Below are 16,757 nucleotides of genomic sequence, written 5' to 3'. Positions count from 1 at the left end.
ACTGCTTGTTATGAGTTGTGCGCTCACCTTACCCCCGACGATCGTCGCTGACAAATCGCGCCGACTCGCCACCGAGATCGATGCGCGATGCACCCCGGCAACGCGACCGGGCCTCAGCCCCACTCCTGACATGCCACGCCATGACGCTGAACATGTGCACCCTGAATAGGTGTGCAATATTTTTCTCAGCATGCTTGACGCGCCAATCATCGGCCTAAGGTTCCCCCTCACGCCGCAGGAGCCAGTTCGCCGGTGGCGGGCGACGTCTTCGTCGTCCCCCGGTGGCTGCCCTCTGTGCCCGGACGATGCCGGTGACCACCGAGTGCGAAGGAGTACGTGATGGCTGAACAAAGCGACGTCTCAGGCCCCGATCTCACGCGGGGCATCGCTCTTGCCGATCTCCAACAGGACTCGCCACTCGTCGGTCATGTCGGCGACGACGCGGTCGTCGTGGTACGCCGCGGCGAGGAGGTCTTTGCCATTGGCGCACGCTGCTCACACTATGGTGGGCCACTTGAGAAGGGCCTGGTGGTGGGCGACTCCATCCACTGCCCCTGGCACCACGGCGCCTTCAGCCTGCGCACCGGCGCGTCCATCAGCGCGCCTGCGCTCCGCGGAACCGGGTGCTATCCGGTGACCCTGAGCGGGGGCACAGTGCGCGTTGGTCCCAGAAAAGACACACCCAGGCCCGAGTCCCGGGGCGCGGCGTTGCAGACCATCGTGATGGTCGGTGCCGGCGCGGCCGCCGCGGCCGCCTCCGAGTTGCTTCGCCACGAGGGCTATCGCGGCACCATCATCATGATCGGTGCCGAGGAGACCGGCCCTGTCGACCGCCCCAACCTCTCCAAAGACTATCTGGCTGGGAAGGCTCCTGAAGCATGGATTCCGCTGGGAGGCGACGAGCGCTGGGAGGAGCTCAACGTACAACTTCTCAAGGGTGTGGAGGTCGACGCGATCGATCGCGGTGCCCGGAAGGTGCGCACGTCCGACGGCCAGGAGTTCGCCTACGACGCGCTGCTCTTCGCCACCGGCGCTGAACCTGTGCTGCCACCGATGGAGGGCCTCGCCACCGTCCACCACTTCACGCTGCGCTCGCTCCAGGATGCTTCCCGCATCATCGAGGCGGCCGAAGCAGGCAAGCGCGCACTGGTCGTCGGCGCCGGCTTCATCGGCCTGGAAGTCGCCGCCTCATTGCGCAAGCGCGAGCTCGACGTCACCGTGGTCGCCCCGGAAAAGGTGCCGCTGGAGAAGATCCTCGGCCGGGAGCTCGGACGCCTCGTTCAGAAGACCCACGAGACCCACGGCGTCACCTTCCACCTCGGCCACACTGTGGAGCGCTTCGCCGGAGGCAAAGCACTCCTGAGCGACGGAAACGACCTCGACTTCGACTTCGTGGTGCTCGGCACCGGCGTACGCCCCCGCGTTGCTCTGGCCGAAAAGGCCGGCCTCAAGGTCGACGATGGCGTGGTCGTCGACGAGAACCTGCGCACCAGCGATCCCGCGATCCTTGCGGTCGGCGATGTAGCCCGCTTCCCCGAGCCTTCCTCCAACGCACCGGCACGCGTGGAACACTGGGTGCTCGCCCAACGCCTGGCCCAGCGCGCTGCCCGTGTGATGCTCGACCTTCCGGTCGAGCCCCTCCTGCTCGTCCCCTTCTTCTGGAGCCGACATTTCGACCTGAATCTTAAATACGTCGGCCACAGCACCGACTACGACGATGTCGTGATCCGCGGCGATCTTCAGGAGCGCGACGCGACCGTCGGCTACCTCAAGAAGGGACGTGTCGAAGCAGTCGTGACTCTCGGCCGCGCCCGAGAGAGCCTGCGCGCCGAGCAAGCCTTTGCCGTCAACGACCAGGCAACACTCAGGGCGCTGCTACGGCTTGACTAAACAAAAACACCCCCGCACGCCCCGGGGCACACAATAAGACTATTTGCGCTGTCGCTCACCAGGCAACTTCGCTCTCCCTACCTCCTGCGGCTCCGACGAACCCGGCACGAGTTTGCCGCTTCCCGACACCGACGTTTCAGACACCTCCGAGCTCGACTCCAACGATCCAGACATTCTGGATGGTTCGGAGCCCGATGAGCCCGCTGGCGACTGCGACGCCGCCACCGAGCGCTGCGACGCGTTCCATGGGCATTTGATGGCCAGGTTGTCACCTTCGACAAAGTGGCGGACCGTCGCGTCCAGAACATGCGCGGGGGCTGAGCTGCGAGGCCAAAGACATCTTTGATGCGAGCTGCCAGTACGGGAAGTGCGTAAGCACCGCGTACGAATGCGACACCGGGTCAACATGCTGCAACGACTGCCACACACCATCAACGATGGACACACTCACCGACGACGCTGCCTTTGGAAGCGCCTGCACCGCCGGGGAGTGCCCCCTTGTGCCATCCGATGGGTGTGAGCTTTCGGCACACCGTGTTGCGATGGTTTTTTTGGATGGAGGGGGCGCAGCGTCCCGAGCAGCGGACCATGAATGTTTCGAGCTCGAGGCGCGTGGTGGTGATTATGAGCGGATCATTTACCATAACCGATGCCGAACGAAACATAAACATAGTCGTATATCCACTGCCGATAGCATCTGCGAAACGACCATCCAAACCTGCTTGCTAAACTTCACTTGCAACAACCCCCCGGGAGCGACAACAAACAACTCCCAGGCCAATCATCATCAAAGATCTTCCATGATTGTCTCATCACCTCGCCTGTGAGCATACCCCTCACCCAGAAAGCTTCCAGCACAATCAGGGTGAACATAGTTCAGCGCAAAAGCAAACTCAGACACATCCACAAACACAATCAAAAGCCCTTCCGAAACATCCCAAAAGACGATATTTTCTCGCACTTCGCTGGCAGCCCCATATTTCGAAATCAATCCATCTACAGTCTGCTCCTTGACAACGCCCATATTGAAATCATAAAGCGCGCCTTCCTCCAACGAATCAACATCAACCTCCCCACCATTAACATATTGAAACTTAACCTTATTAACGCCATACGCCCCCGCACACAATTGGCCAGACGGGTCAAAGCCATAACTAACAAAAGCCGGCGTTCTACCCAACTCCCCCCTTGACACAAGAGTAACAAATCCAAGCTTTTCTTCAATCAACTCAAAATCCGACAAATCATTTTGAACATCTTTTATTGATGTCCCCCACATCACCCCTTTAAAGCCATGAAAAAAAGCATCTTCTTCTACTTCGCCTTCTTCTACAAAATCGTCGACACCCATCAAATCGGACGCAAATACACTAGCAAAAAGCCTTACCAATGAGAACAAAATCAAAATCAAAACAACCACCCAAAACCAATTTTTCCATTGAGGTGGTTGTGCTTTCAAAAGATCAATACTTTCATCACCTTCGCTTTCAGCAAGTCGACGAAGCCGGTCCTGGGTAGCTGCCTGATACAACCAGATCGCAGCTGGAATCACAAAAAACACCCCAAAGGGAATCAAAAAAACACTCATCATCCCCCCGACCATGGCCCCGGCAGCCATAGCGTCACCCCACGACTTTCTCATCTCCTTAAACGCCATTACCAGGGCAATAAACGCAGCGATTGGAATTGCTAATTCAACCATTCACATCTCCTTTAGCTCCCACGATCGGGGTTTGATTATATCTTATATCACTACCACCCTCGACCTCATATTAGCAAATCACCCCGAAACAACTGTGAGATTCGACATGGCAACATCAACACGAAGCAGGCCATAGTCAGCCACTTCACCACCCGCAACATCTGCCAGCCCCCGAAGAGCCAGTGTGGCGATATCGTTCGGCCTTTTATTGGGTTCCCACGTCCCCCCCTTAGCTATCGCTATGCGGATCGCGCTCTGCTCAAGGCCGCCGGCAACCCCGGGCACGGTACGGGCGAGCAGCTCGGCGCGCACCAGATGGCACAGTGCCCTGTGAGGAATCCGCGCTCAAGTCGTCCGCGAGCAGAGAGGCTTCTTCACAACGCCTGCGGACAACGGCAACTGGCGCCATCCGTCGAGCATTAGCAAGCCGATGGCGCTGGTGGCGAAGCACCTCAAGCCGGGGCAACGCGTCACGCCCCAGGTGCTGCGTCGCACGCACATCACCATGCTGGTGGCCGCCGGCATCGACCTGATCACGATCTGGTCGATGGTGGGTCACAGCTCGGTGGCAATGACGCAGCGCTATTCTGGAGTGAGGATGGAATCGAAGCATGCCGCGTTGGACACCCTGCACGATCTGGCCGATGACGCGCTCGAAGGCGTCGACGCCGCGATGATCGACCGTGCGATGGGGCTGGCATGACTTGGGACACCGGCGTGGGACCGCATCGGCGAGCTTGGGACTCTACCGATGCGATCACGCTGGATACCCCTTGGTTGATGCGGATATTGCTAATGCGCAAGGCGGGATTCGAACCCACGACCTCTGGCTCCGGAGGCCAGCGCTCTATCCAGCTGAGCTACTCGCGCAATTCAACCTTCGAACAGGCGCAAACTAGGTGAATCCCGGCCCAGCGTCAACCTCAAACGCCTCCGCGGCTCAAGGCCCTAGATCACTGCTCACGCCCGCGGGTTGCTCGTCGCTTCCCTCCACATCGACCTCTTTCGGGGCAAGACGCGCGGAGCAGTCATCAAAGGCCTCCGGGTCCTCGGAACTTCGGCGCGCGTCATCGCGATAGATGTCGGCCAGGAAATTGGCGTGCCCGGCTTCATCGATCCACACGGTGTAGTATTCGATGAACACCGGCAGCTGACGCTCAAAATCGATCTTTCGCGTGCGACCCGAGTCGATCAGCTCATCGATATTGAGTTCCTCCCGCCCCTGATACTCGGCCAGAAAACGCGCCAACTCCACCGGTTGATGCACGCGCACACATCCGGAGCTGAACCCGCGCACCGGGTAGTCAAAATAATGCTTCTGGGGGGTATCATGCAGGTAGATGTTTTGCTCATTGGGGAAGATGAACTTCGCCACCCCCAGCGCGTTGTCGGGCCCGGGCTTCTGGCGCACGGCCTCTCCGCTTCCCAGCTGAAGAACCTCGTAGCCATTCTCCTCGTAGTAGTTCGGGTTGTTTGCCGCCTTGGGTGCCAGCGACTCACGCACCAGACGCGGCGGCACATACCAGGACGGGTTGAGGATCATATGCTCCATCGGCGCCCACTGCACCGGCGTGGCGTTGGGATACACCCAGCGCCCCGTATCGCGGTCGCAGACCCGCTTGTTGTTGCCCACAACCACCCGAAAGCGCATCTGCCGCTCCCCTTCCACAAAGACTTCGGCGTGAAAGTCAGGGATGTTCACAAAGACGAAGTCCTCGTCTCCATCCATATGACTCTCTCGCCAGCGTCCCAGCGTCAGCTCCATCTGCGCGAGCCTTCTCTCGGCGCTCACGTTGAGACTTCGCCACACCCCGGCGCCGGGCTCGCCACGCTCCTGGAACTGATGGGTCTGGCGATACAGCCGCATCGCTTCGATGAGCGCGGCATCGACGACGTCAGGATCGACCTCGGGCACCACCTCCTCCGCCGGCACCTCGTCCGCACCTGCCGCATCGACCTCGGGCACCACCTCCTCCGCCGGCACCTCGTCCGCACCCGCCGCATCGCTACGCGCGACCTCCCCATCCGGATCCAGCACATCGGCACGCGCGACCAACTCCGCCGACGCCTCTTCGACCTCATCACCGGGCTCGACAACTTCCTCGTCGGGCTCCACCGGCGAGAGATAGCCCTCTCGCCGCAGCCGCTCGCGCAAGACGCCCACCCGTGGGCTGCGCGTCCCCTCGCGAAGCGACACCGGACGCACCTCCGGCCACCCACCTTCTGCTACCCACTCCCGATAGCGCTGCGTGGCCTCAAAGAGCGCCCGGTACTGGGGATGATCGGGCTCCAACCCCCGGAACACTTCCTGTACATCGTCGGCTCCGCCGGCCTTATTCAGCGCTTCCAACGTGTGCTGCATCCGCCCCAGAATAAGTTCGGTGGAACCGCCAGCATCGCGCAATTCTCGCCAGCCCAGGCGATTGAGGTTGGCGTGACGCATCTCCCGGGCGTATCGCAGCGCGGCGTCCGCCACGTAGAGCTCCAGCTCGGCGCGCAACGCCGAGCGCTCGGCAAACGCCCGGCCCCGCTCCCGCACGTACTCCTGTACCCGCTCCAGCCCTGTGCCCCCGCGGATCAGCGTACGCTCAACCACCGGCCCCTCCAGCCCCCCATGAGTCTCAGCAAACGCACTGACCGCCACGACCAGCGACTCCACTTCCTGAGGCTGGAGCTTAAAGGCGCTCTCCTCGCCGGCGGGCTCATCGGGACTCAACGCCGCGATGCGCGCCTGGAGTTTCTCAATGCGCTCCACCCCAAAGAGCGTCGGGTCGATGCCATGCAAGGGGGCCTTTCGCACCTCCTCCAACACAGCAAGCCCCACCTCATTGAGCCCTCCTTCCTCGGTCAAAAAGGGCCAGCGCTCTCCATCCACGTACTCGCGCTGATACACCGTCGAATAGCGCAGCCCCGACTGAACCCGGGCGGCAAAAGGCCGGGCCGCCTCATTCGCTACCAACGCCTCCACGGCTCCGCGCAGCGCCTTCTCGCGGGCGGCCTCTTCCAGCACCGGTGCCAGCTCCCCCACACGCGACTCCACCAACTGACGGACCGCCTCCACCGGCGCCGGCAGCGGCCCGGGAGCCTCACTGCCCTCCGTGCCACAGCTCGCCAGCACCCAGGCGCAGCTCGCCACTGCCAGCCTCTTTTGCCATCGCCCCAGAATATCCACTCGCTTCATGACCGAGTTCCTTCGCTGCTGCCCGAGCGGCCGGACTTGTCCGCCGCCTCTCTAACCTCTAGCCTTGCCTCGCCCCCCCTCTTAACGAGCGGACCCTATCAGAGGCCGGGGCTTCACCCAAGAAATCAGCGCCGCCTCCCTCGGGTGCTCGTGCCTCTACCTCGCCAGAACATCAGAACCTGAAAGCATATTATTTCCAGGAACTTACCATGACTGACATCTACCTTGGTTCAAAATCCGCGCTGCTGGTGGTCGACGTCCAGGAGCGTCTGCTCAAGGCGATGCCCGAGCCCGAGATGGAGCGCTGCCTCCATGCCACCAAAACACTGGTGGAGCTAGCCCAGGAGGTGGGCGCCCAGATCGTCTACACCGAGCAGTACCCCCGGGGCCTGGGGCCTACCGAAGCCTCACTCCTCCAGTCGCTCAACGACGCCGGCGCAGAACGCGTCGAAAAGATGACCTTTGATGCCTGTGCCGCTCCGGAGTTTCACCGCTTCCTGATCGAACTTCCCAAACGCATCGTCGTCTGCGGCATGGAGGCCCATATCTGTGTGCAGGCTACGGTGCGCGCGCTGCTCGAACACCGCCACCGAGTCTTCGTGCCCTTCGACGCGGTGATCAGCCGCCGTCTGGAGAACCGCGACAACGGCCTGCGGGTGATGGAGCAGGCCGGCGCCGTCATCACCAACTACGAGACAGTGGTCTTCGATGCGCTGCGCAGTGCAGAGCACCCCGCCTTCAAGCGCTTCTCCAAAATGGTGCGCTGAACCCCCGGGAGCACGGCTTAACCTCCGGGATCACCATCCCAGAAAAGGCACGCCGGCTCCTCCAGCCAGCGCTCCCAGCGCAGGCCGTACTCCGGCCAGCGCAGCGTCGCCACGCACCGGCGGCTGGCCTTGCGCAATGCTTCAAACCCCTCGGGATCGCCTGCCTTCAGCCGGGCTGCGCGCTGCAACGCCGCGCGCAGCCCGGCGTCGTCATGCGCCATCTGCCAGCCGGGCTCGGCCAGCCAGCGCTCCACCCCGGGCACCTCCCCGACCACCGGCACCGCACCACACCCCGCAGCCTCAAGCAGCGAGACAGGCATCCCCTCATGACGGCCCCCGTTGAGGCGGCGCGAGGGCAGAAGAAATACGTCGATCCCCTTGAGAAATGCCGACTTCTTCGCTCCGCTTACATGCCCCAGAAAAGCGATGCCCTTGCCGGAACGCGCCTCCAACCCCCGGCGCTCCGGCCCATCGCCGGCGATCTCCAGCGTGACATCAACGCCCGCCGACCGCAGCTCGCCGACCACCTCAATGGCCCGGTCCACGCCCTTGATCGGGACCAGCCTGCCCATAAACCCCACCCTCAACGTGTGTCGTGCCCCCGGAGGTTTGCCCTCGCCACCCTCACCCGGCGTATCGTAGCCCATCGGTGCCACCACCACCGAGGCCAGCGCCCCGGGTCGGGCCGCCAGATCACAGAGCCTGCCGGCGAGCACCCCGCTGCTCATCGTCACCGGCCCGGCCAGCATCTCACCGGCCACCACACGCGCCACCCCGCGCGGCAGCCGACCCAGCGCATGCACCCCGCCCGAATGCCCCACCACCACCGAGGGCACCCCGGTGAGCCGACCCAGCGCCCGGGCCAGCACCCCGCCGGGAAGCACCCAATGCCCCACGATGCGATCGGCACGCTCGGCGCGCAGCTCCTGCAACCCCGCAGCCAGCATCGCCGCTGCAGCCGGCACCATCAGAGCGGCCAGCGCCGGCGTCTTCTCCAGATTCTCCGGGCCGCCGGCACCAAAGAACAGGCGCTCCTGCGCGCGCGGCGCATAGGGCACAAAACGCACGCGGACCCCGCCCACCTCCCGCGGCGAACCGGGTGGAGCTCCCTCGCCACGAAAGCATAACACCCGCACGCGGTGCCCCCGCGCGGCCAGGCTCTCACACCAGCGCGCCACAAAGGCGCCGGCCCCGTCGCCCTCAAAACGCGGGTAGCTGCTGGTCAACACCAGAAGGTTCATCGACAGTTACTCGGCCGCAGCGAGCGCATCGTCCCACGACTGCGCTCCGGCGAGGGCGCCTGCCCCTTCACACGCTGCACCCGCGCGCAGCGTGACAACTTCTCCGCGCACCGACCCGCTGACCTTGAGACGACGCACTCGCCGCACCGCCCCCCGCAACAGAATGCCGCTGATCGGCCCCACCACCCGGGAGATCTTCAACCCGGAGACCTCATCGGCGTACACCGGACGCACCACCGGTTGAACCACCCGGGCGCCCTGCTCCGCCAGGCGAATCAACATATCGTTGGGGTATCCATAGCGCGGATAGAGCTCGCGCAGCGGCAACGCCTTGAGCATCTGGCGGCTGATCGCGGTGTAGCCACACTGGGTATCCTCCAGGCCCTCAAGCCCACTGACCAGGCTGGTCATTCGAGCCAGCACCGCGGTCCCGGCACGCCGAAGAGGAGGCATGCGTCCGATCTCGGGATGGCGAAGGCGGTTGCCTTTGACGTAGTCCGCGCATCCCTGCAGAAGCGGAGCGAGCACGGCGGGAAGATCGGCCGGATCCATCTGATCGTCTGCAGCCATCACAACGACAACATCGGCCCCCATCGCCAGCGCGCGCTCATAGCCACACACAATGGCGCGGCCCACACCCTGATTAAAGCCCAGGCGCACCACCTCCACCCGCGCCTCATCACGGGCCAGCGCCCGGGCCACCTCAAAGGTGCGATCCGGGGAGCCATCATCGACCACGATCACCTGGTCTACAAAGTCCGGGAGCCCCGCCAGAGTGCGGGGCAAGATCGCCTCTTCGCAATAGGCCGGCACCACCACGGCGATGCGTTTTCCTTCCAACATCTCAACCTCAATAGCCGCGCCACCAGAGGCGTCTCGCGGCCAGAATCCGGGCGCTCATCGGGGTCACTTGCCCGAGCAACGCTTGCCAGCTCTCTTAACGGGTCACAAACCAGGGCGCGGGATCCACCGGGCGCCCGCGCTCCCGCAACTCAAAATAAAGCCCCGGCCCCTCCAGCCGACCGCTCTCCCCGGAGGTCCCCAGCACATCGGCGCGCCCCACCCGCTGGCCCACCTCCACCTCGATGCGCTCAAGGTGAGCGTAGAGCGAGTGGTAGTCGCCTCCGTGGTCCACGATCACCACCAGCCCGTAGCCCACAAAACGCTCGGCATAGACCACCAACCCCTCGGAGACCGGCCGCACATCGGTGCCCACCTCCACCTCAAAGGTCAGGCCGGTATGGCGCACCGTACTCTGGGTGCCCTTGAGTTTTCGCGGCCCGAAGGGATGGGTCACCGGCGCGCTCACCGGCGGCACCAATGCCCCCTTCTTTCGGTGAAAGTCCGCCGTCGAGGGGTTTTCGGGCATCGACGCCTCGGCCTCTTCCAGCGCCTGGGCGGCCTGCACGTAGGCCAGATGAAGCCCGGAGCCCCCCTGATGAAGCGCCTGCTCGATCCACAGCGCGCGCTCGCGCTTTCGCGCGGCGATCAGCGCCTGCTGCTCGGCGATGCTCACATCGAGTCGGGTGCGCCAGGTCAAAAGCTCGGCCCCCCGCTCCACCCCGCGGGCCAGCTCCCCGAGCGTATCGAGCTCATCGTGGAGCGTGGCCATCGCCGCCAGCTCACTCAGCTCAAGCAGGCGTTTAACGCGGTCGGCGCGCGCCGGCGGCTGCCACACTGGCTGACGGGCGACCTTGCGCGTGGCCGCGTCCCATGCGGCCCGGCGAGTGCTGATCTCGCGTCGCATCCCCCGGGTAGCACGCCAGACGGCGTGCTCATCGGCCATCACAAGGTCGCCGCTGGCGTCGAGCGCGCGGGCCTGCGCAAGCTGGCGTTCGAGCTCTTCATCAAGCGCGATTGCGTCGCGCTCACGGGCATCAAGCCCCTTGAGCCACCCGGGCGCATTCGGGCCTTCGGCCGCCGGAACCTCGGCGCCGGCCGGTGAGCTTAGAAAAAGCGCCAGAAGCACAGCGCCGGCAAGCCGGCGAGCACCGGAGCGTCGGGTCGTCATGGAAGCCTCCAGTCCAGCAGGGGGCGCAGCGCGCCTGGAGCCGTGTCGGACTGACGGGGGCGGCGCAGCACCCACCCGATCAGCGTGCCCAGGAGCGCGCCGCCGACCACCTGAGCGAGCATGACCGGCACGGCCGCCGCCGCGCTCAGCGTCGCATCGACGAGCAGGGGCTGGAGCGCGGCGCGAAACCCACTGAAGAGCATAAGAGTGGCCGGGGCGGCCAGCACGCCGGCCGCCCCGCCCAGCACCAGCCCGCGAATCAACGTGGGGCGGCCCAGCGCCACGCGCGAAGCTCCAAACTGCTCCAGCATCGTCTGTTCGGCGCGCTCCTCTTCACGAAGTCGCCACACCAGGCCGCCCAGTCCCATCAACGCCCCCATCAGCGCCAGCGCCCAGGACAACCACACCCCGGCGCGAATCGCCCGCCAGGCGGCCAGCGCCTCCAACGCCTGCGACTCGGGAAGATCCACGGCCACCACCTCCTCCCGCACCTCCAGCGCCGCAACCCGGGCCGCCAGCGCCTCACTGCCCTGCCCAAGCATCGAAGGCTCCACCTCCAACACCACCGGCAGAAGCGAGGCATCGAGCCCCATCCGACGCACCTCCTCCTCGCCGAGGCGCTCGCGCAAAAGATCCAAACTCTCTTCTGGCGAGCGTCGATGCACCTGGTCGACCCGCGACCACCCCTCGACCTCGGCGATGAGCACGTCGAGCTGCGCGCTCTCCGGCTGGCCCTCCACGTAAATAGCCGGCCAGTACTGCGTCGCCGCGCTCTGCTGCGCGCGCTCCAGCTGCCAGCCCCCCAGCGCGAGCACTCCTCCCAGGCTCAACGTGGCGGCCAATCCCAGAAGCACACACGCCGTCCAGACGCGCCTCTGACTCAGCGCCACAAGCGGACTTCTCAACATAGCGCCGCCTCCGGTGCCACCGCATCCAGACGCAAGATCTCACCTCCCGAGGACCGACTCGTCGGCCGGCGACCCAGGACCACCACGGTGCTGCCCCGCTCTTTGAGCTGCCACAACCAGGAGAGCACGCGTCCTCGCCAGGCCGCCTCCAGCGCCTCATGCACCGCGTCGATCACCACAAGTTTCGGGCTCCCGACCGTGGCCATCATCACGCCGACAAGCATGCGATCCTGGGCGCTAAGCTGGCTCCCGGGCACGTCGCGCAGGTGCTCAAGCCCCAGCCCCTCCAGCACCGCCTCGGCGGCAGCAAGCGCCCCCGAGGCCCCACCACGCGCGACCATCGGCAACACCGCATGTTCCACCACCGTACGCCCGACCAACACCTGCGGCCACTGCGCACACGCACCGATCTCTTGCCGTACCGCACTCAGCCCCCCTCGCCCCACCCGCTCCAGGTTACGTCCTGCCACGACCAGTCGGCCCGAGAGCGGCTGGCTCATCAACGTGATCACCTCAAAGAGCGCGCTCTTGCCGCTGCCGGCTCCACCCACAACCTCAGCCCACTGCCCCCGCTCCACACGCCAGCTGAGCGCACGCGCGTCTGCGCGCCCCGCACCACAGGTGGGAACTTTCACGTCATACAATGCAATCATTTCTTGAATCTTTCCCCGGGTGCCACCCGACGATGCCGCGCGTCTGCTCGCGCTCATCCCCCGATGAACGCCTCCACTAGCTCGGTCAGAGAAAGGTCTTCATCGATCGGCTCAAGCCCGTCGTAGGCATTGACTCCCGTCGACGGAATCTCGCTACCGCGCGCCCGCGCAAGCCCGGCTTTGAGCTCGCTGACGTTAAAACGCCCCGAGAGCTCACGACCTCGCCTGGCCTGAGGCTTCGCCGCAGCCGGAGCCTTAGCCACCTCGGCCTGATCCAGAATCTCCGAGACCTCACCACCATCGGCCGCCGCCGTGCTGGCCTCTTTGAGGTTGGCCAGCTTGTCTTTGAGCTGCGAGAGCCCCACATGACTCTCCCCGCCGAGCCCCTCGAACGTCTCAACCTCGCCTTCCTCCACCGCCAGCGCCGAGGCCGGCACCCGCTCCTGGGAGGGATTAAAGACCTCGGTCTTGGCCTCCACATCCTCCGCACCGGCATCAGAGAGAGGCTCCAGCCCCACCATATGGTCGTATTCGCCGGAGAGCAGCTTCTTGTAGAGGGTGCGGTGGCTGGCCTGCATCGCGCTCTTGACCTTCTTGTCGCGCGTCTTCCCGCTCAACCCCTCCACCAGCTCGCTGTAGTTCGTGATGCGCGTATCGAGGATCGCCCCGCCATGAAAGAGCTGCGTCTCAATCGTGTCGGTACTCGCCCCGCGATCTTCGGTCTGAATGTGGAACGTCTTCCCGCGGTGCTCCACGTCGTTATTATAACCAATCAGCATGCAGGACTCCGACCTTCATGAGGGCTTTGCCACGACGAGCGCGGCACGGGTTAACTCGGGAAAATTAACACAGGCCCCGGGCGCTGCAAACCACCACCGCGCCCCGGCCCTCGCTTCGGGGCAACACACCTCACGCAGCCGTCTCATGGCCCGCTGCCTGACCCTCGCGCCCTTCCCAGAGCAGACGGGGCGTAAAGCCCAGGGGCCCGGCCACCACCTTCTGCGGGAAGCTCTCCCGACGCGTATTGTAGAAGGTCACCGCATCGTTGTAGCCCTGGCGCATCAGGCCGAGCTCATTCTCCACCTCGGTGAGGCTCTGGCTGAACTGGTCGACGAGCTCCTGGCTCTTGAGCTCGGGATACGCCTCCACGAGGCCCATGACCCGCTGCGAGAGCACCTCTTCCTCTTCGGCCACAGCCTCCAGACCCTCGCGGCTTTTACCCAGCTTTTCGCGGCGAGCACGCGCCGAGCTCACCGCTTCGAGCAACCCACGCTCATGCTCCATATGCCCGCGCACCACCTCTTCGAGCTTCGATATCAGGTCAAAACGCTTCTTGAGCGCCACCTCAATATTGGCCCAGGCCCGGTCGACGCGAAGACGCATAAAGATCAGATCATTGTACAAGAAGATCACCGGCATGATCAGCGCCCAGGCAAATACCGCCGCGGCCACCCCCACCAGCATCAGCGGTGAGAAGATCGTGACCAGCCCCAGCGCGCTGAGCGCCATGCCCATCAAGGCCACAAGTCCCACCGCCACAAAAGCCGTCGCCCGGCGGAACTTCGAGCGCTGCACCCGACGCTCACTCCAGTTGCTCAGAATATAAGGCACGTCCTTCTCGCCCACCCCCATGCGCAACGAGGTATGCGTCTCGGGATCGATGGTCGCCGTCCCCAGCACATAGATCGTGTCGCCCTCGTCGATGCGGTGGTAGTGCGTCTCGTCTTTGCCGCGCTTTTGCGTCTCCACATGGTCGGAGAGGATCTCGGCCCCATGCACTTCCACGAGCACCTGCCCACTCTCATCCACGCAGTAGAAGGGCACCGCCTCGTAGGTTTTCGTCTCAAAGCCCTTCTTGATCTTGCCCTTATGATCGATGGAGCTGTCGTAGGTCTGCCCGTCGATGGCCCACGCCACACAGGGGCGATTCTTCACCGGCGACACAATCGTGCCGTAGTCCGGATGCAGCACCACTCGCCCCTTCACTTCGGTGGGACCATAGCTGACGCCCGCAACCGGTGGCGTGGGCAGGTTACGCGAGATCCGCAACCGTGTGAGTTCCCTCAGGCCGATAAAGCTGAAGAGCATCATGAGAATCGCGCTCAACGCGCCACCGCCCAGCCCGGCCCCAAAGCCCAGCCCACGACGCCAGCCCCGCTCCACCTCGGGCTTAAGCGCCTCCTCGGCTTCGCTCAGCGCGACCTCCTTAAACCAGGGGTAACCCAGCGCGATCGAGAAAAAGACCTCCGGCGGGCGACGCTGATAGCGCCGCGCCTCATCGATCGTTGAGCTCACATTGACGCGCATCAACTCCACCCGCGCGCGCTCAGCGCGGTTAAGCCCCTCAAAGGGGCCCGCGCTCAAATTCCAGGGCTCCTCCCACACCGGCTCCCAGCCCCTGGCCGAGCTCCCCATCATCTTGCGGATCGAGGTCTCCGCCGACGTCTTCGCCCGCGCCACCTGAGCGGCGTTGGCCTCCAGCTCTCCAACGGTCAGCCGCGCGCCAAAGCCCAGCAACGAGAGGAGCACCCCCAGGGTGAGCACCACCATAAACCCGCCCACCGAGACCAGCCCGATGCTGTTGAAGAGGCTCCACAGTCCCAGCACAAGCAGCAGCAGACTCACCATAAGCAGCGCAAAACTGCCCCCCGTGGCCAGCTCACGCGCAACGCTGGCACCGCCACCGACCACCCGCATCGGCAGTTCCTCCCCGCCTTCAAAGATCACCTGCAACGCGTTCCCCGAGCGCTTGACCACCCCTTCCACCAGCGCCTCCGAGCCCACCTCCAGGCAGTACTCCTCGACGCGCTTTTTGCCCCGCTGCTCCTGATAGACCCTGGGCAAGACGTACTGCGGCGCGTCACCGGGCACGACCTTTAACTCACCGCTGGCATCGCGCAGCGAGAAGTTCGCCTTCTGCAACGTCGAGCCGGTGCGATGCCACTCCTTTTTCGAGTCCCCGCTACCGCGCCGCTCAAAGGTGTCGGTGCGATGGATGACGCAGCGCCCCTCATAGCCGGTCGCCGAGAACACCTTGCCGGCGGCCACAACCTCACCCATCAGCCGCGCCGGCCCTTCGAGCGCACCGCCCAGACGCTGCTCCACCATCCGGTCGATCGCACGGGCGGTCTTCAGCTGCGAAAAACTCGAGAGCGCCACCAGCACGGAGAGCCCGATCATGATCGGGCCCAGCACCAGCATCACCAGCTTTGTCTTCACGCCGCCGGGTTCACTGCGGGGCGTCGTATCGTCACTCACGGGTACTCCTGAATCGCATTCATCGCGCAGTACGAGGACTGGCACCTGCCCTCGTCCAACCAGCGCGGCTACAAAGATGCATGATCACTTCGACAGGGCCTCAACCTAGCCCGCTCCATCGCCCCCATCAACCCCCACACGCGCTACGCCCGAGCTTTGTGCCGGGTGCAACTCACGGCAAAGCGCTCCGACACCCCTCCCTCCCGAAAAAGCTGGTCAGCGTCCCCCTCCCCGCTTATCGTGCGCGCCAGGACGTGTCGCCTTTTACCGACCACTCACGAGCGGAACCCACCCATGAACCCACAGGCCCAACGCCCCATCGGCGTCTTCGACAGCGGCGTCGGCGGTCTCACCGTCATGCGCGCCCTGGTCGAGGCGCTGCCCCACGAGGATCTTCTCTATCTGGGAGATACCGCGCGCGTTCCCTACGGAAACCGCGGCGCCGAGACCATCCGCCGCTACGCGCTCAACGCCGCTCGCCAGCTCGTCGGCCGCAACATCAAGGCCCTGGTCGTGGCCTGCAACACCGCCACCGCCTACGCCCTCCCGGCCCTCCAGGACGCCCTGGAGATCCCCGTCTTCGGTGTCGTCGACCCGGTGGCAACCCTGGCCGCGCGCCGCTCCGCCAGTGGACACATCGCCATGATCGGCACCCGAGCCACTGTGCGCAGCAACAGCTACACACGCGCGCTGATGAATCTTCGGCCCGACGCCCACGTCCACCCCATCGCCTGCCCGCTGCTCGTGCCCCTGGCCGAGGAGGGCTGGACCGAGGGTCCGGTCGTCGAGCAGGTGCTTCGCCACTACCTCGAGCCCCTGGCTTCCACCCCGGTCGACACCATGATCCTGGGCTGCACCCACTACCCCCTCTTGCACCACGCCATCGCCTCGGTCGCCGCCGAGGTGATGCGCCGCCCGCTTGAACTTCTCGACAGCGCCTCGGCCACCGCCACCGCGCTCCGAGAGACCCTGGCAGCCCTCTCCCTGCACACCCCTTCGACCGACCCGGGCTCCCACCGTTTCCTGCTCACCGATCTGCCCGAAGGCTTTGTCGAGACCGCCTCGCGCTTCTTCGGCCACTCCGTGGCCGAGCGCTGCGAACACGTCGACATCATCGACTCCTTCGCCACTTCCCACGGGTAAGCT

The 16,757-nt window shown here is 64.6% G+C and carries 13 protein-coding genes and 1 tRNA gene; 4 read left to right on the top strand and 10 right to left on the bottom strand.

From position 1 onward, the window contains the following. Positions 1-339 precede the first annotated feature (339 nt). Entirely contained in the window at positions 340-1,890 is a 1,551-nt protein-coding gene (locus EA187_RS14655) for an FAD-dependent oxidoreductase (RefSeq protein ID WP_115605737.1), read from the top strand. 787 nt (positions 1,891-2,677) lie between these two features. Here EA187_RS14655 and EA187_RS14650 read toward each other — a convergent pair. Further along, positions 2,678-3,592, bottom strand: a complete 915-nt coding sequence (locus tag EA187_RS14650) for a hypothetical protein (protein ID WP_115605740.1) — start codon at positions 3,590-3,592, stop codon at positions 2,678-2,680. 439 nt (positions 3,593-4,031) lie between these two features. Here EA187_RS14650 and EA187_RS14645 point away from each other — a divergent pair, with 439 nt between their 5' ends. Further along, entirely contained in the window at positions 4,032-4,295 is a 264-nt protein-coding gene (locus tag EA187_RS14645; RefSeq protein ID WP_164856292.1) for a site-specific integrase, read from the top strand. Positions 4,296-4,388: 93 nt separating this feature from the next. Here the strand turns inward: EA187_RS14645 and EA187_RS14640 are convergent. Continuing rightward, positions 4,389-4,462: transfer RNA gene (locus EA187_RS14640), tRNA-Arg, on the bottom strand. 70 nt (positions 4,463-4,532) lie between these two features. Then, positions 4,533-6,773, bottom strand: a complete 2,241-nt coding sequence (locus EA187_RS14635) for a L,D-transpeptidase family protein (RefSeq protein ID WP_115605743.1) — start codon at positions 6,771-6,773, stop codon at positions 4,533-4,535. Positions 6,774-6,982: 209 nt separating this feature from the next. On the opposite strand from EA187_RS14635, the gene EA187_RS14630 reads away from it, so the two are divergent. Then, positions 6,983-7,540 carry an isochorismatase family protein gene (locus EA187_RS14630; RefSeq protein ID WP_115605745.1) on the top strand — a complete coding sequence of 186 codons (558 nt, stop codon included), beginning with the start codon at positions 6,983-6,985 and terminating at the stop codon, positions 7,538-7,540. A 17-nt stretch (positions 7,541-7,557) separates the two neighbouring features. On the opposite strand, the gene EA187_RS14625 is transcribed toward EA187_RS14630, so the two are convergent. From EA187_RS14625 to EA187_RS14595, 7 genes are all read right to left on the bottom strand, one after another. Next, entirely contained in the window at positions 7,558-8,781 is a 1,224-nt protein-coding gene (locus tag EA187_RS14625) for a glycosyltransferase (protein WP_115605746.1), read from the bottom strand. A gap of 6 nt (positions 8,782-8,787) precedes the next feature. After that, a complete protein-coding gene (locus EA187_RS14620) occupies positions 8,788-9,624 on the bottom strand; it encodes a glycosyltransferase family 2 protein (protein ID WP_115605748.1) in 837 nt (278 codons plus the stop codon). 94 nt (positions 9,625-9,718) lie between these two features. Then, positions 9,719-10,792, bottom strand: coding sequence for a murein hydrolase activator EnvC family protein (locus EA187_RS14615; protein ID WP_115605750.1), 1,074 nt, complete (start codon positions 10,790-10,792; stop codon positions 9,719-9,721). Further along, complete coding sequence (locus EA187_RS14610; protein WP_115605751.1) at positions 10,789-11,700, bottom strand: cell division protein FtsX; 912 nt, start codon at positions 11,698-11,700, stop codon at positions 10,789-10,791. Before EA187_RS14610 ends, EA187_RS14615 begins: the two co-directional genes overlap by 4 nt. Next, positions 11,694-12,353, bottom strand: a complete 660-nt coding sequence (locus EA187_RS14605; RefSeq protein WP_164856291.1) for an ATP-binding cassette domain-containing protein — start codon at positions 12,351-12,353, stop codon at positions 11,694-11,696. The genes EA187_RS14610 and EA187_RS14605 overlap by 7 nt, the downstream gene beginning before the upstream one ends. A gap of 53 nt (positions 12,354-12,406) precedes the next feature. Then, a complete protein-coding gene (locus EA187_RS14600) occupies positions 12,407-13,132 on the bottom strand; it encodes a RomY N-terminal domain-containing regulatory protein (RefSeq protein ID WP_115605754.1) in 726 nt (241 codons plus the stop codon). Positions 13,133-13,262: 130 nt separating this feature from the next. After that, on the bottom strand, positions 13,263-15,611 hold the full coding sequence (locus tag EA187_RS14595; RefSeq protein ID WP_115605756.1) for a LemA family protein: 2,349 nt from the start codon (positions 15,609-15,611) through the stop codon (positions 13,263-13,265). A gap of 294 nt (positions 15,612-15,905) precedes the next feature. On the opposite strand from EA187_RS14595, the gene murI reads away from it, so the two are divergent. After that, on the top strand, positions 15,906-16,754 hold the full coding sequence (murI, locus tag EA187_RS14590; RefSeq protein ID WP_115605757.1) for a glutamate racemase: 849 nt from the start codon (positions 15,906-15,908) through the stop codon (positions 16,752-16,754). The last annotated feature ends 3 nt before the right edge of the window (positions 16,755-16,757 follow it).

Origin of the sequence: Lujinxingia sediminis (assembly GCF_004005565.1) — a bacterium.
Classification (GTDB): domain Bacteria; phylum Myxococcota_A; class Bradymonadia; order Bradymonadales; family Bradymonadaceae; genus Lujinxingia; species Lujinxingia sediminis.
This window is presented reverse-complemented; position numbering and strand designations above follow the sequence as displayed.